The sequence below is a fragment of the Nocardiopsis salina YIM 90010 genome (assembly GCF_000341025.1).
Taxonomy (GTDB): Bacteria; Actinomycetota; Actinomycetes; order Streptosporangiales; family Streptosporangiaceae; genus Nocardiopsis; species Nocardiopsis salina.
This window is the reverse complement of the sequence record NZ_ANBF01000123.1, coordinates 1-24,077: the sequence shown is the minus strand read 5'-3', so window position 1 is coordinate 24,077 and position 24,077 is coordinate 1. Positions and strand designations below refer to the sequence as shown.

Below are 24,077 nucleotides of genomic sequence, written 5' to 3'. Positions count from 1 at the left end.
AACCCTCCCCGACACTCACCATGATCCCCAGTAGATCTTGCTACCAGCGCCGGGTTCAGCGCCGATATTGGCTCCAGTAGCAAGATCCCCACGTGTCTGCGTGAGGTCCAGGCCGATCCCGCGCGCCCACAGAACCGTCGCGGTCTCCAAGGCGTTCTCGGCGTCGTGCTCCTGCCCGTGCAGGAACCACACTCGCGCGAAGTGCTCCACCATCCCGCCGAGCATGCTCGCGGCGGTGCCGGCGTCCAGCGCGGGGTCGGCCGCGCCCTCCTCCTGCAACCGGCGGATGCCCGAGGCGATGCGGTCCACGAACAGGCCCCGGATCTCCAGGTACACGTGGGCGAACCGGGGTTTGCGGGGCGAGACCTGCTCGATCACGTGCATCATGCGGGCGTTGTCGCGGTACACCTGCAGGAACCGTTCCGTGGAGGACCGGATCCGGTCGACGGGGTCGGCGTCGGCGGGTTCACCTGAACGGGACGCCTCGAACATCTCCGCGGTGAGGCCCTTGGCGACCTCGTGCAGCGCGTCGTCCTTGGAGTCGAAATAGGTGTAGAACGTGCCGTGGGCGAGACGGGCCCGGGCCGCGACTTCGGCGATCCGGGTCTCCTCGAACCCCTTCTCCTCGAAGACCTCGCGCGCGGCCTCCACGAGCGNGCGCTCGCCGAGCCGGCGGTCCCTCATGTTGTCGGCCTCCTCGGGTGGGCACGCGGGCGCGGCGAATGCGACCGGGGTCAGCGCAGGGGCAGGAACTTGGTGATGACCTCGTTCATGATCTCGTAGGTTCCACCGCCGATGCTGAAGATTCGGGCGTCGCGGTAATGGCGCTCGACCTCGCTGTCGCGCACGAACCCGGCCCCGCCGTGGATCTGGACAGCGTTGTCGACGACGTGGTCGAGGGCCTCGGTGGCGGTGTTCTTGGCGATCGCGACCTCGGGGATGAGCTCCTCGCCGTCCTGAACCCTTTCGGCGACGTGCCGTACGTAGGTGCGCGCGACCTCGGTGCGGCGGTGCATCTCGGCGAGGCGGTGCCTAAGGACCTGGCGTTTGGCGAGCGGCCCGCCGAAGGCCTCGCGTTCGCGCAGGTAACGCGCGGACAGGTCGATGCAGCGCTGGGCGATGGCCACGGCCTGCACCGAGAGCCCGATCCGCTCACTCGCGAACTGCCGCATGATCTGCCAGAACCCCTGGTCGACCTCGCCGACGAGGTTGGCGGCCGGCACCCGCACCCCCTCGAAGGAGAGCTCTGCGGTGTCCGAGGACAGCCAGCCCATCTTGTCGAGCTTGCGGGAGACGGTGAACCCGGGGGTGCCGGTGTCGACCACGAACAGGGAGATGCCCTCGTGGCCGGTGCCGGAGGTGCGGGCGGCGACAGTGACGAAGTCGGCGCGGTGGCCGGAGGTGATGAACATCTTGGACCCGTCGATCACCCAGTCGTCGCCCTCGCGGACGGCACGGGTGCGCAGGTGGGCGACGTCGGAACCGCCGTCGGGTTCGGTGACGGCCAGCGCACACACGCGTTCGCCGGAGAGGGTGGGCCGGACGTAGTCGCGGGCCAGGTCCTCGCGTTCGCTCGCCACGAGCGCGGGCAGAGCGATGGAGTGGGTGAACAGCGAGGCCAGGACCCCGCTGGGCACTCCCGCGTGCAGGAGCTCCTCGGAGACCACGAGCTGGTCGATCATCTCGCCGTCGCCGCCCACCCGTTCGGGCAGGCCGAGCCCGAGGAGTCCCAGATCGGCGGCGGCCCGGTGCAGGGATCGGGGCAGCTCGCCCTCGCGTTCCCAGCGGTCGGCGTCGGGCAGGATCTCCTTCTCTGCGAAGGAGCGCACCGTGGCGCGCAGTTCCGTGCGTTCTGGGGTGTTCCAGGGGTCGGTCCGGGGGGTGGCGCTCATCGGTTCACGCTCGCATCCGTCGTCGCTGTGGGTGTCGCCGACCGGCCCACCGGCCGCGCCCGACCGTGTGAGGGCGATCACTCATGCGCTATTGTTCGCCGAACATGACAAGTCCGTCAACATCGGACGGTGCCGCCCCACCTCCTGGGAGGAACGATCCCCGTGGTCGACGCACACGCCCTGATCGACGACCTGCGAGCCGAACAGGAAGAGCTCGCCGACCTGCTGACCGGTCTGGAACCCGCCACGTGGGACCGACCCACCCCCGCGCCCGGATGGACCGTCGTCGACCAGATCGCCCACCTGGCCTACTTCGACCGGGCCGCGCACACAGCCGTGACCGACCCGGAGGGTTTCGACGCTCTGCTGAGCGAGGCCATGAAGGACCCGGAGGGGTTCACCCAACCCGATCCCGTCCCGCCCGAGGAGCTGCTCCCCGAGTGGCGGGAGGCCGCCGGAGAGCTGCGGGCCGCACTGGCAGAGGCACCGCCCGGAACCCGCGTCCCGTGGTTCGGACCGCCGATGAGCGTGCCCTCGAAGGCGACCGCACGCCTGATGGAGACATGGGCGCACGGACAGGACGTGGTGGACGCGCTCGGGGTGCGTCGCCGCCCGACCGCGCGGCTGCGGCACGTCGCGCACATCGCGGTGCGGGCCCGGCCGTTCAGTTACCTCACCCGTGAGCTCCCGGTGCCCGAGGAACCGGTGCGGGTGGAGCTGGAGGCCCCCGACGGTTCCACCTGGTTCCTGGGCCCGGACGGGGCCGCGCAGAAGGTGGTCGGCAACGCGGAGGAGTTCTGCCTCGTGCTGACCCGTCGGCGCCACGTCGAGGACACCTCCCTGCGGGCGCACGGCGCGCTCGCACAGGAGTGGCTCGAGATCGGGCAGGCCTTCGCCGGCCCGCCCGGAGAGGGGCGTCGGCCCGGGCAGTTCGACGACCGGAGTTGACGAGTCGGTCAACTCCGTCCCGCGCCCGGGCCCCGGCGATCAGCCGAAGGAACCCTCGACGTTCCCGACGCGGCCCTGCTCGTCGAAGGAGACCGTGATGGCCACTCCCTCCGCGGACAGGGTCAGCCGTGCACCGTCGTCGGCGAACGCGGGGTTCAGTCCGCGCAGGTGGCCGTAGGTGTAGACCGCGCGCCGGTGATCGGTGAGCGGCAGCCCGGACACCGCCTGCTGCAGCAGCCCCACGGTCCGCACGGGGTCAGGCGCGGAGAGCCGGAAAGAGGGGTGCTCCACCAGGAACGAGGCCCGGGTGCCGCCGCCGACCTCACCGCTGTAGGAGGTCCAGCGGCCGGTGAGCACCTTGGCCGCCTCCGTGAGCGGACCCACGACCTTGTGCGGTGATTCCGGTGAGCCGGGCAGGCCGTCGAAGGGCACCTCCGCGGAGGTGAGCTCCGCGACCCCGTGGCGTTCACCGAGGTCGCGCACGGAACCGGCCAGGGCGATGAGCTCGGGCGGGAACCCGGACGGGTTGCCCCACGACCACATCCAGGAGCCGGGACCAGGTGCTGCACTGCCCAGGAAGTGGAAGTTCTCGCAGACCAGGCTCTCGCCCGAGGGGAACGTGAACTCGAAGACAGGGGCGTTCATGTCGACCCGCCAGTTGTGCTCACCGAGCACGTCCTGCAGGTGGAACTGGTGTTCCAACGACAGGATCGCGGCGTCGTCCATGAGGGTGCTGAGGGGAAGTTGTGCATTCACGTTCCGCACTCTAAACACCTTCCGCGACATTTCGGGGGAGAACACAGCAATTCCGTCCCCGGGGCGGTCCGGCCGCCGCCGGGGACGAGAGCATACTGGGAGTCCCGTCCTCCGACCGCTGGGAGCACCATGCCCGGTATCAGCCGACGCACGCTCGTGCGTGGAGGCGGGGCCCTGCTCGGAGGCGGGGTCCTGCTCTCCGCCGCGGGTTGCTCGGGGTTCGGCGCCCCGGACTGGGACGTGGCCGTCATCGGTGCGGGCATCACGGGGTTGTCCGCGGCGCGCAACCTCGTCGACCAGGGGAAGTCCGCGGTGGTCCTGGAGGCCCGCGACCGTGTCGGCGGCCAGGTGCGCACCGACCACTCCTTCACCTCCGTCCCCGTGGAACTGGGCGCCGGGCTGATCCACGGAAGCGACGCCTACACCTGGGAGCTCGTCGAGGAGAGCGGCGCCGAGACCGTCCGGGTGCGCGGCGGTTCCGGCGGGGGTTCGAGCATCGAGACCGGCAGCGCTCCCCTGGACACCGAGGACGCCGCCTCCTACCTGCGGCGCATGGACGTGCCCGAGTCCGACTGGCCGCCCGTCTCCATCGACAACGAACCCCTGGACCGGTGGAGCGCGACCTGGATGCACCGGTACGAGCTGTTCGACTGGTGGTCCGCCTCCCGGGAGAACCACCGTGTGGTCGACGGCTACGACCGGATCCTGGAACCCCTCGCCGACGGGCTCGACGTGCGGCTGTCCACGCCGGTTCGGGAGGTCCGCCGGATCCGGGCCGGTGTGGAGCTGGCAGCAGGGGCCGACGGGGAGCAGATCTTCCGCGCCGCCCAATGCGTCGTGGCCCTGCCGCTGGGTGTGCTCCAGGCCGGCGACGTGCGTTTCGACCCGCCGCTGCCCACCTCGCACCTGGACGCGGTCCGGGCCCTGGACACAACCGACGCCCTCAAACTGGTCTACGAGTTCGACCGGCCGGTCTTCCCCGAGGAACCTGATGCCCTCGGCTGGGAACAGGGAGCGGACTTCGTGTTCTGGCGCATCTCCTCGGGCGACGCCGGTTCCGGCTCCCCGGAGGTGGTCGTGGCCTGGGCGGCCGGTGCCGGCGCCCGCGACCTGCTCGCGCTGGACGAGGGCGAACGCTTCGACGCGGGGCTCGCCGCGCTCGCCGACGTGCTCGGCGAGGAGCTGCCCACCCCGGTCGCCCGCACCACACACGACTGGGCCGCGGACCGCTACAGCCGCGGCGCATACCTGTACGTTCCGCCGGGCGCGCACGACGCCCCGGCGGCCCTGGCCGAACCCGTCGACGGGGTGCTGCACTTCGCCGGTGAGCCCACGACCGGCGAGAACACCGTCGAGGGCGGCTACGTCAACGGTTACGACGTCACCGACCAGCTCATCGCCGGGCTCTGACCGGCCCACCGAGGAGGCCCCGTGCCGGCTTCGCACCGCGCCCTGCCCGTCGTCCTGGACACCGACATCGGCGGCGACCCCGACGACGCGATCACGGTCGCCGCAGCAGCCCGCACCCTCCCGGGGCTCGCGCTCGTACTCACCAACGACGAGACCGGCGCCCCTCTCCCCCACGGTGAACGCGCACGGTTCGCGCGCCACCTGTTGGATCTCCTGGAGCGCGGCGACGTCGCGACCGTGGCGGGCCACGGCGTGGGCGGAACCCGGTACTTCTGCGCGCAGGGGCTCGCCCCGGCCAGCGTTCCCGAGCAGGGCCGGGACGTCGTGGGGGCGGTCCGCGCGCTCCTGGACCGCACCGACGGGGAGGTCCTCTGGGTCGGCATGGGCGCGCTCAGCAACCTCGCGACGGTCCTGGTGGAGCTTCCCGAGGCAGCCGGCCGGCTCGCCGTCACGCAGATGGGCGGGAGCCTGGCCTACCGCGACCCCTCGCGCGCCGAGCACAACATCCGCATGGACGTCCCCGCAGCACACGCGGTGTTCGAGGCGATCGCTGCGGGGCAGCTCGAGGGGGTACGGCTGGTCACCTCCGACATCACCTTCCGCACAGAGATCGAGGTCGTGCCCGGCGGACCGGTCCACCACCGCCTCGCCCAGGCAGCGACCGGGGGATGGCAGCACCTGCTCCACCACCACCTGGAGGGGTGGTTCGAGGCGTTCCACCCCGGGAGCATGCAACACGACGCGCTCGCCCTGTCCACGGCGCTGGACGAGCCCTACGTGGGCCTTCGCCCGGAACGTGTCGTGCTCGACCCCGTCGGACGCACGCAGCGGAGCGGCCCGGACGACCGGGGCGCCGCGGTCCGGATGAGTGTCTCCGCGGAGTACGGCGCGTTCAACAGGTGGCTGGAACGCGGCCTCTTCGGCGGGGAATCGGCGGAGGGCCACCAGGGTTGTACCTCCACCGACCGGCAGTGACCCCGCTACAGGGTGGGCCCGCCATGGACATCAGGACCGGGCGTTGTGGTGCAATAAGTACGGGTTCGTGAACCCGTGGAGGGCTTCCGAGACCGGCAACAGCACCGAGATTCAAGAGGAGGTTGGCACTCCATGACCAACCGCGCATACGTGATCGCAGGGTCGGAGGCCACCGGCGGCGCCGGCATCCAGGCCGACCTCAAGGCCTTCCAGGAACTCGGCGTCTACGGGATGGGCACGATCACCTGCGTCGTCTCCTTCGATCCGAAGAACGACTGGGGGCACCGCTTCGTGCCGATGGCCCCCGGTGTCATCGCCGACCAGATCGAGGCGGCCACGAGCTGCCACGACCTCGACGTCGTCAAGATCGGCATGCTCGGCACGCCCGACACCATCGACGTGGTCGAGCAGGGGCTCAAGGCCCAGGAGTGGCGCCACGTCGTGCTGGACCCGGTCCTGATCTGCAAGGGCCAGGAGCCCGGTGCCGCCCTGGACACCGACAAGGCCCTGACCGCGCAGATCCTGCCGCTGGCCACGGTCATCACGCCCAACCACTTCGAGGCCCGCACCCTGGCCGGCATGGAGAGCATCGACAACGTCGACGACCTCGTCGAGGCCGCCCGCCGAATCCACGAGCTGGGCCCGGACCACGTCATCGCCAAGGGCGGCACCGAGCTGCCCGGTCCCGACGCGGTCGACGTTCACTTCGACGGCGAGAACGTCACCGTCATGAGCGCCCCGAAGATCGGTGAGGAGCGCGTCAGCGGCGCAGGCTGCACCTTCGCCGCCGCCATCACCGCCGAGCTCGCCAAGGGCGCGGACGTGGGCAGCGCCGCGGAGGCCGCCAAGGCCATGGTCCGCGAGGGCATCACGGAGCGCCTGGCCACGCACGCGCCGTTCTCGTCGGTGGTGCCGATCGCGCCGTGACGCCGTGAGCCGTGAGCGCCGGTCGCCGGCCCCGTCGCTCCGCGGCGGGGCCGGTGTCGTGCCCGGGGACGGCAGACCCGGTTGCGGCGTGCACCAGGAGCCCGGCCACGCGAACACGTCGGTCTTGGACGACCCGGGCGAACCGCGCCCGAGGGCAGGGTTCCCGGGGTCGGGGGTGAACTCGCGGGTGGTCATCCGCGTCCATTCCTCCAAGGGGCTCGTGGGGTGTGGGAGGCCCACGGGTCGGGATCCCGGGGACGGAGCGTTCCCGGCCGGGCCGTCTCCCCGTGGTTCGGGCGGGGCTCGTGCGGCGGCGGATACGAGTGCGGCCGACAGGGGTGGGATCGGCCGATGGCGGCCACCGAGCGGGGGTGGCTGGGAGCGATTCCATGGAGAATGGTTCGGGGACCACGAGGAAAGGGCGGGCAGACATGGGAGTCAGGTTCGGATTACTGGGCACGGGGCTCTGGGCCACCGAGACACACGCCCCGGCCCTGGCCGCCCACCCCGGCGCGGAGTTGGTCGGTGTGTGGGGCAGGGACCCCGAGAAAGCGGCGGCGGTGGCCGGGCACTACGGGGCACAGGCACACGAGGACGTGGACGCGCTCTTGAAGGAGGTCGACGCCGTCGCGATCGCCCTGCCGCCGGACGTGCAGGCGGAACTGGCCCTGCGAGCGGCACGGGCGGGGCGCCACCTGCTGCTCGACAAACCGGTCGCGCTGTCCGCATCGATGGCCGACCAGCTCACAGTGGAGGTGGAGAGCCGGGAGTTGGCGTCGATCGTGTTCTTCACCGCGCGGTTCTCCGAGGAGGTCGAGCGCTTCCTGACAGAGGCGGAGGGGCAGCGCTGGCACGGGGCCCGAGCGCACCTGTACGCATCGATCTTCGAGCCGGGGAACCCGTACGGGGCCTCGCCGTGGCGGCGGAACAAGGGCGGACTGTGGGACCTGGGCCCGCACGCGCTCGCGTTGGCCTTGCCGGTGCTGGGCCCGGCGCGGCGGGTCTCGGCGATGGCGGGGCCGCGGGAGACGGTGCACCTGATGACGGAGCACGCCGGAGGGGCGGTGGGTTCCTTCGCGCTTACGGTGAACGCCCCGCCCGCGGCCCGAACCTTCGAGATGCAGCTCCACGGTGATCCTGGGTGGCGTCAGGTACCGACCGGTTCTCGGGACCCGGTGTCGGCGTTCGGCGCGGCGATCGACCGGCTGACGGCGCAGGTCACCGGGGAGAAGGCGGACCCCTGCGGCGTGCGGTTCGGCCGGGACGTCGTGGCGGTGTTGGAGGCGGCGGAGTGGTCGCTGTCGTCGGGGCGCACCGAACGCGTGACGCCGGCCCCCGGTTGGTGACCGAGAGCCGGCGTGTGGGATCGGGGTGCGGCGTCGGGATGTGGGCCGGGCCCGCGGGGCGGGCGGGAAACTCGGTGCCCGCCCTCCGTTCACACTCCGCTCATCCGGCGTTCCTGGCGTACATCCCGTCGGCGAGATAGACGATCACCGCGGCCACCAGGACCTGCACGAGCAGCACCCAGAGGAAAGCCGTGGAGAAGATGGCCGCGACCCAGCCTCCGACGAACGCGGCCACGATGCCGAGCAGGAGCGTGAGCCAGATGGGCAGGTGCTGCTTGCCCGGGACGATGAGGCGACCGAGCGCCCCGATGATCAACCCGATGATGATCGCGCTGAAGATTCCGGTGATCTCCACGGGTGTACCTCCCTGGTCGGCGATCGGCGGTCGGCGCTCTTGCGCGCCCCTTCCGTTCCCTCGCGATGCCCGTGGGACACCGGAGCACTCCCGCCCTGTATGAACCTTTTGTCAGATATTGGCGTCGACGAACAATCCTGCATTGCACAGAGTCATGTGCGGCGTTGCCCCCATGCGCCTTGCACGGGCAGGTGTCGCACTTCGGAAGCCGCCGCCCCGAGATCTGCACGGAGTTCTTCCGGAGAAAGCGTCCGGCCTGCGTCAAGACCGACCTCGCCTCGACCGACACCGAACTCCTGCGCACTCTGCTCACCGAGGCCCGGGAGCACGAGAAGCGCTGAACACCGCGGCGGACCGCCACCGGGACGGCCATGCCGCTCCGAGGCATCCGGCGAACCAGACCTCACGACCGTCAACGCCCTTCCCCGCGGGGGTTCTGGGGCACATCCTCCTCCTCGGTGCGCAGCGCGGCACAGACGAGCGTGGCCGGACCGGTGAGCACCAGGACGAACATCCCGAGCGGCGTGTCGAGGTCGGCCGGCGCCCAGAACCGGTTCGCCATCCAGAACACAGCCAGCACCACCAGCAACGCCAGCGCGGTCCACGGAACCCGGTGCCCACCGAGGTTCCGCGACAGATACCGGCCCAGGGCGGCCAGCGGCGCGGCCACGGCCCAGACCACCACCGGTGCGCCGACCGCGAGCACCAGTACATAGACGAAGAGGTCGCGCGCGACGACAGTGTCGTCGACGGAGGTCGAGATCATGCCGAGGAGGATCAGCGACAAAACCACTGCGCACACCGCGTAGACCAGGAACGCCGCCGGGATCGGCCTCGGGTGCCGGAGCCCCCGTTCCCGCCGGCCGCTCGACCCGTCGAACCCGTACATGCGCACCCCCAGGAAGTTGACGTGGGGAGACTAACCTGTTGTAAGCATCCGGACACGACACGAACACGGCCCAGGCCCGGTGGGACCGGTTCCCACGCCCTTCTGCCGTCGGCAGAAGCGGGCCCGCTACCCCTGCCCGCGATCCTCCCCTGCACATAGGCTCGAAGGACGACGTCCGCGCCGAGACCGCCGACGGTGCCGAACGGCGCCGTCGCGGCCACCGCCGCCACCGGGAGGAACCGATGTCCGACAGCGTCCTGCGCGACCTGGACCAGGCCCGCCGTGGCCAGCGCGCACAGCAGCCCGAGACCCCGCGGCCCGAGGGCCGACAGCCCCGGGCCCCGCAGCCCGACGACCCCCTCATGCGCGACCTCATCGGCGAACTCCTGCGCCGCGCGCGCACCGAACAGCGCCGCACCCTGCGCGAGGTCGCCGAGGACGCGCAGGTCTCGCTCCCCTACCTCTCGGAGATCGAGCGCGGACGCAAGGAGGCATCCTCCGAGGTGCTCGCCGCCGTCTACCGCTCCCTCGGCCTGTCCCTGACCGACGTGCTCGCCGAGCTCTACCACCGTGCGGCCCCGATCCGGCTCACGCGCACCGGCAGCTACCAGGTGGCGCCGATGCCGCAGCAGGTCGTGCCGCAGGCCCCACCCCAGGCGCAACCGACACGGTCGGCCCAGCAGGCGCAGGTGCTCACGCTCGCCGCCTGACCCCGAATGCACCGATGCGGCCCGGCCCGCCGGCCGGGCCGCACACGTTCCACCCGCTTCGGGCACATGTTCTCCCGCCCGCACTCACCCGCTTTCGGCCTGCGCACGGGAGAACCGCTCCGTACAGACCCGGCCGCCCGGGGACCGGAACCCCCGGGCGGCGCCCCGGCACAGGGGCCGGGGCCGGATCCCGCCACGCCCCCGTCAGGCCGCGGCGGGCTCCGGGGAGACCTCCGGAACGCTGATGATGCCGTCGATCAGGCCGTAGTCCTTGGCCTGCTCAGCGGTGAAGAAGCGGTCCCGGTCGGTGTCGGCCCTCAGACGCTCGGCCGACTGCCCCGTGTGCCGCGCCAGGATCCCCTCGACCTGCGACCGGATCCGCAGCACCTCCTCCGCCTGGATCTCCAGGTCGGCGGCCACACCCTGGCCCTCCGCGGAGGGCTGGTGGAGCAGGACCCTCGCGTGCTCCAACGCCATCCGTTTGCCGGGCGTGCCGGCCGCGAGCAGCACCGCCGCGGCAGAGGCCGCCTGGCCCATGCACACGGTCGTCACGTCCGCGCGCACGAACCGCATGGTGTCGTAAATGGCGGTCACTGCGGTGTTCGAGCCGCCGGGCGAGTTGATGTAGAGCTGGATGTCGGTGTCGCTGCTCTCGTGGTCCAGGTGCAGCAGCTGCGCCATGACCACGTTCGCGACGTCGTCGTCGATCGGAGTGCCCAGGAAGATGATGCGCTCCGACAGCAGTCGGCTGAACACGTCGTAGGAGCGCTCCCCCTTGGGCGTGCTCTCCACGACGGTCGGGATGGTGTAACGGCCGCTCACCGGGGGCCTCCTCGTCCGGTGTTGAACCCGGGCGCATGCGCGCCCAGGCGCGGGCCGACCCCGCCGAGTTCGCCCACGCCGCTCACGACCTCGTCCACGAACCCGTACTCGCGGGCCTGCTCTGCGGTGAACCAGGCGTCGCGGTGCTGGTCGGCAGCGATGCGTTCCTCGGTCTGTCCGGTGTGTTCGGCGATGAGGCGCACCATGGCCTGCCGGGTGTGCGCGAGGTTGTCGGCCTGGATCGCGATGTCCGCAGCGGTCCCGCTGATACCGCCGGAGGGCTGGTGCATCATGACGCGGGAGTTCGGCAGGGCGAAACGCTTGCCGGGCGTGCCGGTGCAGAGCAGGAACTGCCCCATGCTGGCGGCCACACCCATGCCGACCGTGGAGACATCGTTGGGCACGAAGTTCATCGTGTCGTAAATGGCCATCCCCGCGGTGATCACGCCCCCGGGACTGTTGACCGCCAGAGTGATGTCGCGGTGCGGGTCCTCGTCGGCGAGCAGCATCAGCTGCGCACACACGCGGTTGGCACTGGCCTCGTCGACCTGGCTCCCCAGGAACACGATGCGGCTGCGCATGAGGCGCGCGGCGAGCTGGTCGTCGAATGCGCCGCCCGTGCCCTCGTCCGAGGCGACGGGGGTCGATGCGGTGATCATGGTGGTCTCCTTCCCCCGGCCGCGGTTCCGGGCCGGTTCCTCTCCAGCCTGGGTCGGGGAGAGCCGCGTGGGCCACGGTTTCGGCCCGGGGCAGATCTGCCCACGGCAGATCCACGACCCGGCCCTACCGGCCGCCTGTTCGGGACGGACCGAATCGGTGAACCCTGCTCGGGAAGAAAGAGACCCGTGGTGCGGTTGTCAATGTGAGGTAACGAAGGCGCCAAGTGGAGGACTCGGACCACTCGACGCACCGGGCCGAAGGTTCAGGTCTCGTCGAGGGCCTCGCGGAGGTCGTGGAGGAGCGTGATCACCATCGGGCGCATGGCGGGCCGTATGGCATCGAAGACCCGGCGCTGTCGGGCTTCCATGTCGCTGCGCGCGAGGGCGAGCACCCGATCCCCCTCCTCGGTGATCGTCACCACGGTGCTGCGTTCGTCCCGCTCCGACCTGCGGCGCGCCATCAGGCCGCGGCGCTCGAGCTGTTGGATCATGCGCGTGGCCGACGGGGACGACACCCCCACCATCTGGGCGACGGCCCCCACGCTGGGACCGTCCGCCCCCCGGACCGCCTCCATGAGGAGGGCCTGGGTGAGGGTGAGCTCCTCGCCGCCGCGGTGCCCGTGCCCGCTGCGTGATCGTGCGTGTATGGCCGCATTGATCAGTTCGGTCCACGCACGCTGGAACTCCTCGAGTTCGCGGTTGTGCTGCTCCGCACTGGATTCGTGGGCTTCGTCGGGCACGGGACGTTCCTCGCAGGCAGAAGGTGCGCGGACCGGGTCCGCGCGGCGGTTTGACGCTTGTATAGTCTAGCTATTAAATAGCTTGCGCACGCAAGTTCAGGAAGACACACTCCCCTTCGAGTCGCAGTGACGCCCCGTCCACCTCTCCGGTCGTGGGCGTAACGGTCTGCTGCAGGGGCAGTGGACGTCCGCCCGGAACTCGGGTGGGCCCGGACCGGTCCGGGAGGGGCGCATTGACAACAGTGCTGGTAGCGCATTTCATCGCTGCGGCGGTCGCGCCCTTACTGGTGCGCCGGTGGGGGCGAAACGCCTTCCTCGCGCTCGCCGTGGTCCCCGGGCTCTCCACCGTCTGGGCCTTCTTCCAACTCCCGACCGTCCTCGACGGCGGCGAGCTGACCTCGTCCTACGCCTGGGCCCCGGAGTTCTCGTTCCGGCTCGGCACGCACATGGACACGCTCGGCCTGCTGATGACCCTCATCGCGGCGGGCGTCGGAACGCTCGTCCTCATCTACTGCGCGCGGTACTTCAGCGACTCCGAACCCGGCCTCGGCCGGTTCGCGGGCGTGTTCGTCGCGTTCGCCGGCGCGATGCTCGGTCTCGTCCTCGCCGACGACCTCATCCAGCTCTTCATCTACTGGGAACTGACCACGGTCTTCTCCTACCTGCTGGTCGGACACAACACCGAGCTGCAGGAGAGCCGCCGCGCCGCCATGACGGCGTTGACAGTAACCACCCTCGGCGGCCTCGCGATGCTCGTCGGCATGATCATGCTCGGCGAGACCGCCGGGACCTACGTGATCGCCGAGATCGTGGCGGCTCCGCCCACCGGGGCGATCGTCCAAGCCGCGCTCGTGCTGATCATGATCGGCGCGATGTCGAAGTCGGCGCTGTTCCCGTTCGGCCTCTGGCTGCCTGCCGCCATGCGCGCCCCCACACCGGTCTCGGCCTACCTGCACGCCGCGGCGATGGTCAAGGCCGGTGTCTACCTGGTCGCCCGCCTCACCCCCGCCTTCGAGGGCGTGGCCGTGTGGCAGGCCATGGCGGTCTTCTTCGGCGTCCTGACCATGGTGCTCGCCGGTTGGAAGGCCCTGCGCCAGACCGACCTCAAGCTCGTCCTGGCCTCCGGCACGATCAGCCAACTGGGCTTCCTCATCGCCCTGCTCGGCACCGGCAACCAGTACGCAGCACTCGCCGGCATCTCGATGCTGCTGGCGCACACGCTGTTCAAGGCACCCCTGTTCCTCGTGGTCGGCATCATCGACCACAGCACCGGCACCCGTGACATCCGCAGACTGTCCGGGCTGCGCAGCTCCATGCCGGGCACCTTCTGGGTCTCGGTCGTGGCCGCCGCGTCCATGGCCGGGCTGCCGCCCACCCTGGGCTTCGCCGCCAAGGAGCTGGCCTTCGGCGCCTACGTCGGCGGCGGATTCCTCGACACGGTGGTCCTGGCCGGCCTGGTCGTGGGGTCCACGTTCACCGTGGCCTACAGCCTCAGATTCCTGTGGGGCGCCTTCTCCGCGAAGGAGAACGTGCCGGAGACCCACGTGCACGCACCCGGGCCGCTCTTCCTGGCCCCGGCCGTGGTGCTGGCCGCGCTCAGCCTCGCCGGCGGTCCGCTCTCCGCTTGGCTGGACCGGTTCTTCGCCGTGTACGCCGACACCGTCGAGCCCCTGGGCCCGGGCGGGTACGAAGCGCACCTGGCACTCTGGCACGGGTGGGAGCTGCCGCTGCTGCTCTCGGCGGTCTGCGTCGTCGGCGGCGCGCTGCTGTTCCGGTTCCGCGACGGTGTGGAACGCGTCAACCGCGCCATGGCCGTCGTCGACGCCGACCGCATCTACCGCCGCATGCTCGCCGGCCTCGACAACCTCGCCCTGCAGGCGACCGGTGCCACCCAGCGCGGTTCACTGCCGGTCTACCTCGGCACGATCCTGGTCGTGCTGGTCGTCGGTGCTGTGTGGCCGATCATCACCGGCCGCATCTGGGAACTGCCGACGCCGGAACTGCGCCTGTGGGACACCCCGGTGCAGGTCATCCCGGCGGCCATCATGGTCGTCACCACACTGGCCGCGGTGTTCGTCCGCCGCCGCCTGTACTCGGTGATCCTGGTCGGCATCAGCGGTTACGGCTGTGCCGCCCTGTTCTACCTGCAGGCCGCCCCCGACATCGCGCTCACCCAGTTCCTGGTGGAGACCGTCAGCCTGGTCGTGTTCGTGCTGGTGCTACGGCGCCTGCCCACGAACTTCTCGGCGCCCGCCCTGCGCGGCCGCCGCGTGTGGAACCTGACGATCGGCGCCGCCACCGGCTTGCTCGCCGCATTCATGACCTACTACTCGCTGGCCGGGCGCCAGGAGGAGTCGGTCGCGATCGGCTACCCGGACGCCGCACGGGAGTCCGGGGGCGAGAACCTCATCTCGGTGCTGCTGGTCGACGTCCGCGCCTGGGACACCATGGGCGAGATCTCCGTGCTGGCCGCCGCTGCTGCCGGTGTGGCCAGCCTGATGTTCCTGCGCCGCCGTCCGAAGTCGCGGAAGGTCCCCGGCGGGGTGATGGCCCTGTCGGTCACGGCCCCGCCGGAGCAGCCCAACGGAGGCAGCGCGGACCTGGGCGCTCTCTCGTTCGCCCCGGCGTCCATGCACGTCAAGCCGCAATGGAACCGCACGTGGCTGCCGGGGGCGGACACCCTGCCGACCGAACGCCGCTCGATCATCTTCGAGGTCGTCTCGCGCTTCCTCTTCCCGGTGATCATGGTGATCTCGATGTATCTGCTTCTCACCGGCCACACGGCGATCGGCGGCGGTTTCGCGGGAGGCATCGTTGCGGGTCTGGCGTTCATCGTGCGCTACCTGGCCGGCGGCCGGCACGAGCTGTACTCCACCGCGTGGGTGCAGCCCGGCGCACTCATCGGTGCAGGCCTGGCCGTGGCCACCGGAACCGGCATAGCCGGCGCGTTCTTCGGCGGAGACATCCTCGCCGGCGCCCACGGATACGTGGACTTCTGGATCCTGGGCGAGGCGCACCTCACCGTGTCCCTGTTCTTCGACATCGGCGTCTACCTGCTGGTGATCGGCCTGATCCTGGACATCCTCAGAAGCCTGGGCGCCCGTATCGACGAACAGATCGAACGGGACGCAGCGGAGACCGACGAGCCGTCGCGGGCCGAGGCCGCCAAGCGAGCCGAGGAGGTCACCTCGTGAGCGACTCACCGAGCCTGACCCTGGTCATCGTCATCGGCGTCCTGGTCGCCGTGGGCGTGGTGCTGCTCCTCGAGCGCAGCCTCACCCGCGTCCTCCTCGGCTTCGTCGTGATGAGCAACGGGGTCAACCTGATGATCCTGGCGGCCGGCGGCCAGAAGGGCGGTCCCCCCGTCCTCTGGTTCGGCGACGAGACCAGGATGACCGACCCCTTGCCCCAGGCGATGATCCTGACCGCGATCGTCATCACCCTGGGCCTGACCGCGTTCCTGCTGGCCATGGCCTACCGGAACTGGCAGCTCGAGGGCAACGACGAGGTCCAGGACGACGCCGAAGACCTCCGGATCGCACACGGCGAGGGCCGGCGTGCGGTGCGGCAGCGCTTCCAGAAGGAGCGCCGCCGGCTGCGGGCCGACATCCGCCGCCAGCGTGCCGAGCTCCAGGCCACCATCGCAGCGGCCGACGCCCAGGAGCTGGCCGAGCAGGCCCGTATCAAGGCGGAGATCGCTGCGGCCCAGGCCGAGCTGGCCCGCCACGAGGTCGAGGCCGAGGACGGTGAGGCCGACGAGCGGTCGCAGGAGACCATGCGTCGCCTCAGCGACCGGACCGAAAGCATGACCGCCCAGGTCAACGAGTTGCGCGGACGTATCCGCCTCGGGCGCCGCCGCCTGCGGGAACACCGCAGGGCCGACCGTGCCGCCGAGCGCGAGCTGTGGCGCGAGCTGCGCCGCAGGATCCGCGCGCAGCGGCGCGAGGCGCGCCGGTCGATGCGCTCCGAGCGTGAACGCCTCGCTCGCGCCGAGGACAGCGATCTGCAAGGGAGCGAGTGACCATGGGCGAGTCCTTCTTCGCCGACATCCTGCACCTGCTCGTTCCGCTGCCGGTGATCCTGCCGCTGTTCGCGGCGGGTGCGAAGCTGGCCCTCGGGACCCGCTGGACCAGGCTCCAGCAGTGGTTGAGCGTGAGCACGCTCAGCGCGGTCCTGGTCGTCGGTTTCCTGCTGATGATCGGATCGCACGAGCTCGGCCCGCTGGCCGTCCAGGTCGGTGGGTGGGAGGCCCCCATCGGCATCACGTTGGTGGCGGACCAACTCGCCGCCCTGATGGTGACGGTCTCGGCCGCCATCACCCTGGCGGTGCTCGTCTACTCGATCGGGCAGGGCATGGCGCCCAAGGCCGAGGTCGCGCCGTTGTCGGTCTACCAACCGACCTACCTGATCCTGGTCGCGGGTGTCTCCAACGCCTTCCTGGCGGGTGACCTGTTCAACCTGTACGTGGGCTTCGAGATCCTGCTGACCGCCAGCTACGTGCTCCTGACATTGGGCGGGACCCAGTCGCGGATGCGCGCGGGCGCCATCTACGTGGTGGTGTCGCTGGTGTCCTCGGTGCTGTTCCTGATGGCGATCGCACTGATCTTCGCGTCGACCGGCACCGTGAACATGGCACAGCTGGGCGAGCGCCTGCCCGAGATCAACGAGGAGCTCCGGCTCGTGCTGGAGCTCGTCCTGGTCATCGCGTTCGCCATCAAGGCGGCGGTTTTCCCGCTGGCAGCTTGGCTCCCCGACTCCTACCCGACCGCGCCGGTGCCCGTCACTGCGGTGTTCGCCGGCCTGCTGACCAAGGTCGGCGTGTACTCGATCATCCGGGTCGAGACGCTCATGTTCCCGGGGACCCAGCTCAACACCCTGCTGTTGTGGGTGGCGCTGGCGACGATGATCATGGGCATCCTCGGCGCGGTCGCACAGACCGACATCAAGCGCTTGCTCTCGTTCACGCTGGTCAGCCACATCGGTTACATGATCTTCGGGGTGGGTCTCGGCAGTGAGCTGGGCCTGGCCGGCGCCGTCTTCTACATCGCCCACCACATCACGGTGCAGACCACGTTGTTCCTCATCACGGGACTGATCGAACGCAGGGGCGGTTCCACATCGCTGGACCAGCTCGGCGGGTTGGTGCGCATCGCACCGATCCTGGCGATCCTGTTCTTCATCCCGGCGATGAACCTGGGCGGGATCCCGCCGCTCTCGGGCTTCCTCGGCAAGATCGGCCTGATGCAGGCCGCAGTGGAGGCCGGGACGCCGCTGGCCTACACACTGGTGGGGGTCTCTGTCCTGACGAGCCTGCTGACCCTCTACGTCATCGCGCGGGTGTGGAACTACGCGTTCTGGCGCACGCCCTCCGACGGCATGGTCGCCGAGCCCGGGACCGTCCTGGAGGACACCGAGGCCGACTCCTCCTCGACGGCGGCGCTGGGCCCGTCGGACGAAGCGGTGGGGCCCTCCTCGCGGTTCGGGGACACCGCTGTGTCCGCCCCGGTGGTCACCTCGGTGATCCTGCCAAGGAGCATGGTCGGTTCCACCATGGCTCTGGTCGCCTTCGGACTGGCTCTGACGGTCTTCGCCGGACCGCTCATCGGTTACGCGTCCGAAGCAGCCGTGGATCTCCTGGCCCAGACGCCCTACATCGACGCGGTTCTCGGAGGTGAGTGATGACCGGACCGACCTCACCGAAGCGTCTCCGCGCCCTGGGGCTCCGGCGACGTCTCGGTAAGATCCAGATCCCCGTCGCGCTCGGTATGACGCTGGTGTGGATGCTGCTCTTCGACGGCTTCCGACTGCGGCCGGAGTCGCTGGGCCTGTTGTTGCTGGGCTTCCTGGTGTCGGTGTCGATCATGGTGGTGTTCCCACTTCCGCCTATCAGACCCGGGTTCCGCCTGTGGCCGTTCCAGGCGGTGCGGATGCTCGTGTACATCGCGCTGAAGATGTTCGTGGCGAGCTTCCAGGTGACCGCACAGGTGATCCGTCCGGGCACTGTGCGCAGCTCGGTGATCGCGGTGAAGCTGCGCACGGGCTCCGATCTGATGCTGGTGTCCACGGCGATCGTGACGTCGGTGATCCCGGGCAGTGTCATCGTCGAGGTCGGCCAGACCGAGCGCGAGCTGTTCGTGCACGTGCTGGGCGCCGACGACGACGAGGGGGTGCGCGCGGCCGAGGAGGACGTGCACAGACTCGAGGAACGCATCGTGCGGGGCCTGGGCACCCGGGCCGACATCGCCGAGCTGGAGGAAGCCCTGGCTTCCGGAGGGGAGCGCGTGTGACCGCCCTGTGGATCGTGATCTCGGTGGCGCTGGGCGTCGCGGCGCTGCTGGGGACCGTACGCCTGTTCCTGGGGCCCAGCATCCTCGACCGGGCGCTGTCGGTGGACGTTCTCGTGGCCTCGGCCATGACGGGCCTGGGCGCCTACGCGGCGTTCAACCAGGACCCGACCATCCTGCCGACGCTGCTGGTGTTGGCGCTCGTGGGTTTCACGTCGTCGATCAGCATCTCGAAGTTCGTGGCACGGCGGCCCGAGGAGTACGTGCCGCCCCACGGCACCACCGATGACACCGGCACCGGTGCGCAGCAGAAGACCCCTGGCGCCCCGGCTGCCGGCAGGGCGCAGCGCAGGCCGGACGCGCCGGAGAAGGAGGAGTCGTGAGCGACGAGTTCGTGCAGGTCCTCGACTGGATCGCGATGCTGTGCCTCCTCGCGGGGGCCCTGCTGACGCTCGTGGCGGGCATCGGCCTGATCCGGTTCCCCGACCTGCTGTCNCCCGGGGCAAAGCCGCAGGTGCTGGGGCTGCTGCTGGTGTTGGTGGGGCTGGGGATACGGTTGATCCCCGTCGAGACCAACGTGTTCAACATCGGGACGCTGGTCCTGGTGGGCCTGTTCCAGGTCGTGACGATCCCCGTGGCCGGGCACATCGCCGCCCGTGTGGGGTACCGCTCGGGGCGGATCCGGCACGACCTGCTGGTCAAGGATGCCCTCGCCGAGCGGCTCGCGGAGAAGGAGCGGGTGCAAGAGGCCGAGCGCGCCGAGTAGGGCGCGGAGAGCACGGGGCGCGGCGACACACGACGTCGGGCAGGGCCGGTACCGGGTGCGGAGCCGGCCCCCTACCGTGTGGGGGGCAGCTCGGCGAACCGCGTGCGGGTCCTTCGTCCCGGCGGTGCCAAGGGCCCACCGGGTCAGTCCGGGTTCCGCGCGGCCCTGACCACGCGGGCAGCCGCACCGCCGACCTCGCGGCCGACCTGCTTGGCCCCCGAGCCGATGCCCTCGAGGAACCTCTTGCGGGACGCGCGGCGGAGCTGCTTGGCCTCGTTCCGGATCCTGGACCAGCGCTCGTCTCCGCTCTCACCGTGACTCCCGCCGTCGGAGTGCCCGTCGTCCTCGTCCTCCTCAGCGGGCTCTACGGTGTCACCGGCCCCTTCGGGAGCCTCCGACGCCTCCGAACCTGCGGGCTCACGGGAATCGCCGAGCCCTTCCGGTTCTCCCCCGCCTTCCGGCCCCGCCTGTTCCACCGGAGCCCCGGGGCCTTCGAGCTCTTGCTGTTCCTCGGCTGCCGCGGGTTCACCACCTGCTCCGGAGACGCCTGGCGCCTCCGGGCCCTCCGGTTGTTCCGGCCCACCGGTTTCCTCGGTTTCCGCACCCCTCTCGGGCCCCTCCGCCTCGTCGGTGTCACCGGAACCGCCCGCCTCGGACCCCTGGTCCGGCACGTCCGTGTGCCCGAGGTCCGACAGCGCCGCCGCGTCGCCGAGGTCGCTGTCCCCGCCCGGGTCCGCCGTTCCGCTCGCGGTGTCCGCGACGCCTTCGGCCGCCCGTGCGGCCCCCTCGGTGGTGCCGGCCGCGGCTCGCCCGGCCCCTTCGGCCGCCTGCCCGATGCCCCCGGCAATGTCCTCGGTGTCCTTCGCGGAGGGGAGCGTACGGGCCGTCGCCTCGACGATCTCCGGGTTCTCGTCGATGCTGCGGAGGACCCGTTCGATGATCGCCTCGACGTTCCCGAGCCGGACCTTCAACTGGGCCTCGGCCTCCACACCCTTGATGTCGAGTTCCACTCCGTCGAGGTCCACGTCGGCCCCGACGTGGAGGTCGAGAACGTCCGATACCCGGGCTTGCAGTGCGACCCGTGCCCGGAGCCGTTCCACGTGCAGCTCGATCTCGTCGACGTTCAACCGCGGGACGTCGAGGAGGACGTCGGGCTCCTCATCCGTCTGCGGTGTCCGGTTCCGGAGGGCGGAGCCGGAGGATTCCCCGCCCACCTCTGCCCCGCCCGCGACCTGCGGGGGCACGCCGGGTGTGTGTGGATCGCCCTCGTACGGCTCGTTCTCGTGCGGCTCGCCCATGTCCTGCCTCCCCCGTGCCCTCTGGCACATCCCGGAGAGTCGGCCGGGACGCCCCCGTACGAGCTCGGGGAGCGCCCGGGCCCCGCGTCGCCCCTCCTGCGAGAGCCCGGCAACGAGGACTTCTGACCTGCCCCTTCAATGCTCGACCCGTGGTCAGAGCCCTGTCAATGCGGGTCTGCACGCCTTCCCGGTTCCAGGCCGGACCACGGGCGTCCGGGCGGCCGGACGGGTGCAGGGCCCGGCCGCCGGACGGTCACAGCTGCTCGGCCTCCTCGTCCGTCATCAGGCGGGACCGGATGAGGAACCGGCGTCCGGTCGGGGCCTCCAGCGAGAACCCCGACCCGCGACCGTCGACCACGTCGATGGTCAGGTGCGTGTGGCTCCACAGCTCGAACTGCGAACGCGACATCCACACCGGCACCGTCTCGGCCTCCCCGATGTCGAGGTCGCCCAGGTGGATGTCGGCGCCCCCGACCCGGAACTCCCCGTCCGGGTAACACATCGGGGAGCTGCCGTCGCAGCAGCCGCCCGACTGGTGGAACATGAGCGGCCCGTGGGTCTCGCGCAGCTCCCGGAGCAGGGCCGCCGCATCGTCGGTGACGGCGACCCGTTCCACCTCCGGCTGTGCGCGGTCTGTGTCCGGGGCGGGCATCAGAACAGTCCCATGGCCTGATCGGAGTAGCTCACCAGCAGGTTCTTGGTCTGCTGGTAGTGGTCGAGCATCATCTTGTGGTTCTCGCGCCCGACCCCGGACTGCTTGTAGCCGCCGAAAGCCGCGTGCGCCGGGTAGGAGTGGTAGTTGTTCACCCAGACGCGCCCGGCCTGGATGTCGCGGCCCGCGCGGTAGATGGTGTTGTTGTCGCGCGACCAGAGCCCCGCACCCAGCCCGTAGAGGGTGTCGTTCGCGGTCTTGATCGCGTCGTCGTAGTCGGAGAAGCGGGCCACCGACACCACCGGCCCGAAGATCTCCTCCTGGAAGACGCGCATGGCGTTGTTGCCCTGGAACACCGTCGGGGCGACGTAGTACCCGCCGGAGAGCTCACCACCCAGGTCCAGGCGTTCGCCGCCGGTGAGGACCTCGGCGCCCTCGCGCTTGCCGATGTCGATGTAGGACAGGATCTTCTCCAGCTGGTCGTTGCTGGCCTGCGCGCCGAGCATGGTCTCGGTGTCCAGGGGGTTGCCCTGTTTGATGCGCCCGACCCTCTCCAGGGCATCGCCCAGGAACGAGTCGTAGACCGAGTCCTGGATGAGCGCGCGCGACGGACAGGTGCACACCTCCCCCTGGTTGAGGGCGAACATCGCGAAACCCTCGAGCGACTTGTCGTAGAAGGCGTCCTCGGCGGCGGCGACGTCGGAGAAGAAGATGTTCGGGCTCTTGCCGCCCAGCTCCAGCGTGACCGGGATGAGGTTCTCGGACGCGTACTGCATGATGAGGCGCCCCGTGGTGGTCTCGCCGGTGAAGGCGACCTTGCGCACGCGCGGATTGGCTGCGAGCGGCTTGCCGGCCTCCGCGCCGAACCCGTTGACGACGTTGACCACGCCCGCGGGCAGCAGGTCGGCGACGAGGTCCATCAGGACCAGGATCGACGCGGGCGTCTGCTCGGCGGGCTTGAGGACCACGGCGTTGCCGGCGGCCAGCGCGGGCGCGAGCTTCCACACGGCCATGAGCAGCGGGAAGTTCCACGGGATGATCTGGCCGACCACACCCAGGGGCTCCTGGAAGTGGTAGGCGACCGTGTCCCCGTCGATCTCGGAGCTGTGGCCCTCCTGAGCGCGGATGACCGCGGCGAAGTACCGGAAGTGGTCGATGGCCAGCGGTATGTCCGCGGCCAGGGCCTCGCGGACCGGTTTGCCGTTCTCCCAGGCCTCGGCGACCGCGAGCTTCTCCAGATTGGCTTCCATGCGGTCGGCGATGCGGTTGAGCACCAGGGAGCGCTCGGCCGTGGTGGTGCGTCCCCACGAGGGTGCAGCGCCCCAGGCGGCGTCGAGGGCGAGCTCGACGTCGTCGGCGGTGCCCTGGGCGACCTCGGTGAAGATCTGCCCGGTGACGGGGGTCGGGTTCTCGAAGTAGCGGCCCTTGGCCGGGCGGACCCAGTCGCCGCCGATCCAGTTCTCGTAACGCGGGGCGTACTCGACAATGCTCCCGGGCTGTCCCGGTGCAGCGTAGACGGCCATGACTGCCTCCTTGCGTCACGGGCCGCGACCGTACGGCCGCGGCCCACTCGGGGTGATGGACGAGACGCTAGTCACACCGACGTTGCGACCACGTTGCGAGCGGTCGCGCACCCGTCACCCGCTGACATCGCGGACAGGCCTCTCACCCGCCGAGCCAGGCGAGGCGGCCGGCGAGAGCACGGCAGCGCGGGGATCCGGGGTCCAGGGCCGCGACGGCCGCGGCGACCGCGCGCGGATCCTCACGCCAGGCAGGGTGTTCGGCCCACTCAACCAGTACCTCGGGGTCGTCGGCCGCCTCCAGGACGGAGCACAGTTCCGCCTGCAGCTCAGCGCGGTCCTCCACCACCCCGGGCGCCGTGGAGGCGGGCAACAGGTGCCCGGTACAGGCCCTGAGCGCCTCGGACAGGGCCCCGTCGGCCAGCAGCGTGCGCACACGGTCGGCGTCGGTGTGCACCGCCGCACACAGCCGGTAGGGGCGGGAGGCCACGAGGTCCTCGCCGAGCAGGCGCCGCAACCGGGCCACCTCCGCTCGCACGGTCACAGGAGAGGCCCCGCGGTCGGCGAGCAGTGCGCCGAGATCGCCGCCGGAGAGACCCTCGGGATGCCGTGCCAACAGGTGGAGGATCTCCGAGTGGCGCAGGCTCAGCTGCCGGGTCCTGCCGCCCGCGCGGAGCTCCGCGCCCTGGCGCCCGAGCACACGCAGGTGCACGGTGTCCCGCAGGTCGGCGTCAGCGGTGGCAGTCCTCCGACCACCGGCGCGTGGGTCCGGCACGGCCGGGCGGGGTCGCGGCAGGCGACCGGCGGCGTGCAGGGCGCGCATCTCGGAGTCGGCCGCGGAGGCCGCCGCGCGTACGAGCGCCATCGCCGCCGGCGAGGCCGCGTGGTCGGTCCCCGTCAGGTCGAGGAAGCCGAGCACCCGCCCGGTGTCCGGTTCGTGCAGGGGCGCGGCCGAGCAGCTCCAGGCGTGGACGCCGCGGGCGAAGTGTTCGACCGCGAAGATCTGGACCTCGTGGTCGACCGTGAGGGCGAGCCCGGGGGCGTTGGTCCCGGCATACCTCTCGTTCCAGTTCGCGCCCGCGACGAAGTGCATGTCCTCGGCCCGGGTCCGCAGGCGGTGGTCGCCCT

General features: G+C 70.7%; 25 protein-coding genes. 13 read left to right on the top strand and 12 right to left on the bottom strand.

The window, feature by feature from the left end:
• Window positions 1–15: 15 nt before the first annotated feature.
• Together D474_RS28655 and D474_RS0113540 are read right to left on the bottom strand one after the other, a co-directional pair.
• Window positions 16–684, bottom strand: a complete 669-nt coding sequence (locus tag D474_RS28655) for a TetR/AcrR family transcriptional regulator (RefSeq protein WP_017614093.1) — start codon at window positions 682–684, stop codon at window positions 16–18.
• 50 nt (window positions 685–734) lie between these two features.
• The gene (locus D474_RS0113540) at window positions 735–1,892 is read right to left on the bottom strand and encodes an acyl-CoA dehydrogenase family protein (protein ID WP_026118466.1); all 1,158 of its coding nucleotides are present in this window, start codon (window positions 1,890–1,892) and stop codon (window positions 735–737) included.
• Window positions 1,893–2,054: 162 nt separating this feature from the next.
• Between D474_RS0113540 and D474_RS0113535 the strand changes: the two genes are divergently transcribed.
• Window positions 2,055–2,840 (top strand): TIGR03084 family metal-binding protein, encoded by a 786-nt coding sequence (locus D474_RS0113535; RefSeq protein ID WP_017614091.1) that lies wholly within the window; start codon window positions 2,055–2,057, stop codon window positions 2,838–2,840.
• 39 nt (window positions 2,841–2,879) lie between these two features.
• Here the strand turns inward: D474_RS0113535 and D474_RS0113530 are convergent, their stop codons facing one another.
• The gene (locus tag D474_RS0113530) at window positions 2,880–3,566 is read right to left on the bottom strand and encodes a DUF6882 domain-containing protein (RefSeq protein WP_017614090.1); all 687 of its coding nucleotides are present in this window, start codon (window positions 3,564–3,566) and stop codon (window positions 2,880–2,882) included.
• A 159-nt stretch (window positions 3,567–3,725) separates the two neighbouring features.
• Between D474_RS0113530 and D474_RS0113525 the strand changes: the two genes are divergently transcribed.
• From D474_RS0113525 to D474_RS0113510, 4 genes are all read left to right on the top strand, one after another.
• Window positions 3,726–5,006, top strand: coding sequence for a flavin monoamine oxidase family protein (locus D474_RS0113525; protein WP_017614089.1), 1,281 nt, complete (start codon window positions 3,726–3,728; stop codon window positions 5,004–5,006).
• A 21-nt stretch (window positions 5,007–5,027) separates the two neighbouring features.
• Complete coding sequence (locus D474_RS0113520) at window positions 5,028–5,981, top strand: nucleoside hydrolase (protein ID WP_017614088.1); 954 nt, start codon at window positions 5,028–5,030, stop codon at window positions 5,979–5,981.
• A gap of 132 nt (window positions 5,982–6,113) precedes the next feature.
• Window positions 6,114–6,908 (top strand): bifunctional hydroxymethylpyrimidine kinase/phosphomethylpyrimidine kinase, encoded by a 795-nt coding sequence (gene thiD / locus D474_RS0113515; protein WP_017614087.1) that lies wholly within the window; start codon window positions 6,114–6,116, stop codon window positions 6,906–6,908.
• A gap of 431 nt (window positions 6,909–7,339) precedes the next feature.
• On the top strand, window positions 7,340–8,254 hold the full coding sequence (locus tag D474_RS0113510; protein ID WP_017614086.1) for a Gfo/Idh/MocA family protein: 915 nt from the start codon (window positions 7,340–7,342) through the stop codon (window positions 8,252–8,254).
• Window positions 8,255–8,354: 100 nt separating this feature from the next.
• Here the strand turns inward: D474_RS0113510 and D474_RS0113505 are convergent, their stop codons facing one another.
• Entirely contained in the window at window positions 8,355–8,609 is a 255-nt protein-coding gene (locus D474_RS0113505) for a GlsB/YeaQ/YmgE family stress response membrane protein (protein ID WP_017614085.1), read from the bottom strand.
• A 191-nt stretch (window positions 8,610–8,800) separates the two neighbouring features.
• On the opposite strand from D474_RS0113505, the gene D474_RS32275 reads away from it, so the two are divergent.
• A complete protein-coding gene (locus D474_RS32275; RefSeq protein ID WP_017614084.1) occupies window positions 8,801–8,950 on the top strand; it encodes a hypothetical protein in 150 nt (49 codons plus the stop codon).
• Window positions 8,951–9,021: 71 nt separating this feature from the next.
• Here the strand turns inward: D474_RS32275 and D474_RS30460 are convergent, their stop codons facing one another.
• Window positions 9,022–9,498, bottom strand: coding sequence for a hypothetical protein (locus tag D474_RS30460; RefSeq protein ID WP_017614083.1), 477 nt, complete (start codon window positions 9,496–9,498; stop codon window positions 9,022–9,024).
• A gap of 242 nt (window positions 9,499–9,740) precedes the next feature.
• On the opposite strand from D474_RS30460, the gene D474_RS0113490 reads away from it, so the two are divergent.
• Window positions 9,741–10,208 (top strand): helix-turn-helix domain-containing protein, encoded by a 468-nt coding sequence (locus D474_RS0113490; RefSeq protein ID WP_026118464.1) that lies wholly within the window; start codon window positions 9,741–9,743, stop codon window positions 10,206–10,208.
• Window positions 10,209–10,412: 204 nt separating this feature from the next.
• Here D474_RS0113490 and D474_RS0113485 read toward each other — a convergent pair whose 3' ends face one another.
• The 3 genes from D474_RS0113485 to D474_RS0113475 form a co-directional block, all read right to left on the bottom strand.
• Window positions 10,413–11,030 carry an ATP-dependent Clp protease proteolytic subunit gene (locus D474_RS0113485; protein WP_017614082.1) on the bottom strand — a complete coding sequence of 206 codons (618 nt, stop codon included), beginning with the start codon at window positions 11,028–11,030 and terminating at the stop codon, window positions 10,413–10,415.
• Window positions 11,027–11,689 (bottom strand): ClpP family protease, encoded by a 663-nt coding sequence (locus D474_RS0113480; protein ID WP_017614081.1) that lies wholly within the window; start codon window positions 11,687–11,689, stop codon window positions 11,027–11,029. Before D474_RS0113480 ends, D474_RS0113485 begins: the two co-directional genes overlap by 4 nt.
• Before the next feature lie 263 nt (window positions 11,690–11,952).
• A complete protein-coding gene (locus D474_RS0113475) occupies window positions 11,953–12,429 on the bottom strand; it encodes a MarR family winged helix-turn-helix transcriptional regulator (protein WP_017614080.1) in 477 nt (158 codons plus the stop codon).
• Between the two features lie 242 nt (window positions 12,430–12,671).
• On the opposite strand from D474_RS0113475, the gene D474_RS0113470 reads away from it, so the two are divergent.
• Genes D474_RS0113470 through D474_RS0113445 form a run of 6 tightly spaced genes read left to right on the top strand, consistent with a single transcriptional unit; the run spans window position 12,672 to window position 19,479 of the window.
• A complete protein-coding gene (locus D474_RS0113470; RefSeq protein WP_017614079.1) occupies window positions 12,672–15,623 on the top strand; it encodes a Na+/H+ antiporter subunit A in 2,952 nt (983 codons plus the stop codon).
• Complete coding sequence (locus tag D474_RS0113465) at window positions 15,620–16,450, top strand: Na(+)/H(+) antiporter subunit C (protein WP_017614078.1); 831 nt, start codon at window positions 15,620–15,622, stop codon at window positions 16,448–16,450. The genes D474_RS0113470 and D474_RS0113465 overlap by 4 nt, the downstream gene beginning before the upstream one ends.
• Window positions 16,451–16,452: 2 nt before the next feature.
• Window positions 16,453–18,108, top strand: coding sequence for a Na+/H+ antiporter subunit D (locus tag D474_RS0113460; RefSeq protein WP_193374008.1), 1,656 nt, complete (start codon window positions 16,453–16,455; stop codon window positions 18,106–18,108).
• Window positions 18,108–18,716 (top strand): Na+/H+ antiporter subunit E, encoded by a 609-nt coding sequence (locus tag D474_RS0113455; RefSeq protein WP_017614076.1) that lies wholly within the window; start codon window positions 18,108–18,110, stop codon window positions 18,714–18,716. Before D474_RS0113460 ends, D474_RS0113455 begins: the two co-directional genes overlap by 1 nt.
• Window positions 18,713–19,096 carry a monovalent cation/H+ antiporter complex subunit F gene (locus tag D474_RS0113450; protein WP_017614075.1) on the top strand — a complete coding sequence of 128 codons (384 nt, stop codon included), beginning with the start codon at window positions 18,713–18,715 and terminating at the stop codon, window positions 19,094–19,096. Before D474_RS0113455 ends, D474_RS0113450 begins: the two co-directional genes overlap by 4 nt.
• Window positions 19,093–19,479, top strand: coding sequence for a cation:proton antiporter (locus tag D474_RS0113445; protein WP_017614074.1), 387 nt, complete (start codon window positions 19,093–19,095; stop codon window positions 19,477–19,479). The genes D474_RS0113450 and D474_RS0113445 overlap by 4 nt, the downstream gene beginning before the upstream one ends.
• A gap of 143 nt (window positions 19,480–19,622) precedes the next feature.
• On the opposite strand, the gene D474_RS30455 is transcribed toward D474_RS0113445, so the two are convergent.
• The 4 genes from D474_RS30455 to D474_RS0113425 form a co-directional block, all read right to left on the bottom strand.
• Window positions 19,623–20,777 carry a hypothetical protein gene (locus D474_RS30455; RefSeq protein WP_051050974.1) on the bottom strand — a complete coding sequence of 385 codons (1,155 nt, stop codon included), beginning with the start codon at window positions 20,775–20,777 and terminating at the stop codon, window positions 19,623–19,625.
• 253 nt (window positions 20,778–21,030) lie between these two features.
• Window positions 21,031–21,429 (bottom strand): DUF779 domain-containing protein, encoded by a 399-nt coding sequence (locus D474_RS0113435; protein ID WP_017614073.1) that lies wholly within the window; start codon window positions 21,427–21,429, stop codon window positions 21,031–21,033.
• Window positions 21,429–22,952 (bottom strand): acetaldehyde dehydrogenase ExaC, encoded by a 1,524-nt coding sequence (gene exaC / locus D474_RS0113430; protein WP_017614072.1) that lies wholly within the window; start codon window positions 22,950–22,952, stop codon window positions 21,429–21,431. Before exaC ends, D474_RS0113435 begins: the two co-directional genes overlap by 1 nt.
• A 142-nt stretch (window positions 22,953–23,094) precedes the next feature.
• The coding region (locus D474_RS0113425; protein ID WP_017614071.1) for a helix-turn-helix domain-containing protein at window positions 23,095–24,077 on the bottom strand (983 nt) is incomplete at its 5' end.

Excerpts from the sequence above, each read along its gene's own strand:
- D474_RS0113540 (WP_026118466.1), bottom strand. The coding sequence starts at position 1,892 with ATGAGCGCCACCCCCCGGACCGACCCCTGGAACACCCCAGAACGCACG.
- D474_RS0113530 (WP_017614090.1), bottom strand. The coding sequence starts at position 3,566 with ATGGACGACGCCGCGATCCTGTCGTTGGAACACCAGTTCCACCTGCAG.
- D474_RS0113525 (WP_017614089.1), top strand. The coding sequence starts at position 3,726 with ATGCCCGGTATCAGCCGACGCACGCTCGTGCGTGGAGGCGGGGCCCTG.
- thiD (WP_017614087.1), top strand. The coding sequence starts at position 6,114 with ATGACCAACCGCGCATACGTGATCGCAGGGTCGGAGGCCACCGGCGGC.
- D474_RS0113510 (WP_017614086.1), top strand. The coding sequence starts at position 7,340 with ATGGGAGTCAGGTTCGGATTACTGGGCACGGGGCTCTGGGCCACCGAG.
- D474_RS30460 (WP_017614083.1), bottom strand. The coding sequence starts at position 9,498 with ATGTACGGGTTCGACGGGTCGAGCGGCCGGCGGGAACGGGGGCTCCGG.
- D474_RS0113490 (WP_026118464.1), top strand. The coding sequence starts at position 9,741 with ATGTCCGACAGCGTCCTGCGCGACCTGGACCAGGCCCGCCGTGGCCAG.
- D474_RS0113480 (WP_017614081.1), bottom strand. The coding sequence starts at position 11,689 with ATGATCACCGCATCGACCCCCGTCGCCTCGGACGAGGGCACGGGCGGC.
- D474_RS0113460 (WP_193374008.1), top strand. The coding sequence starts at position 16,453 with ATGGGCGAGTCCTTCTTCGCCGACATCCTGCACCTGCTCGTTCCGCTG.
- D474_RS0113455 (WP_017614076.1), top strand. The coding sequence starts at position 18,108 with ATGACCGGACCGACCTCACCGAAGCGTCTCCGCGCCCTGGGGCTCCGG.
- D474_RS30455 (WP_051050974.1), bottom strand. The coding sequence starts at position 20,777 with ATGGGCGAGCCGCACGAGAACGAGCCGTACGAGGGCGATCCACACACA.
- D474_RS0113435 (WP_017614073.1), bottom strand. The coding sequence starts at position 21,429 with ATGCCCGCCCCGGACACAGACCGCGCACAGCCGGAGGTGGAACGGGTC.
- exaC (WP_017614072.1), bottom strand. The coding sequence starts at position 22,952 with ATGGCCGTCTACGCTGCACCGGGACAGCCCGGGAGCATTGTCGAGTAC.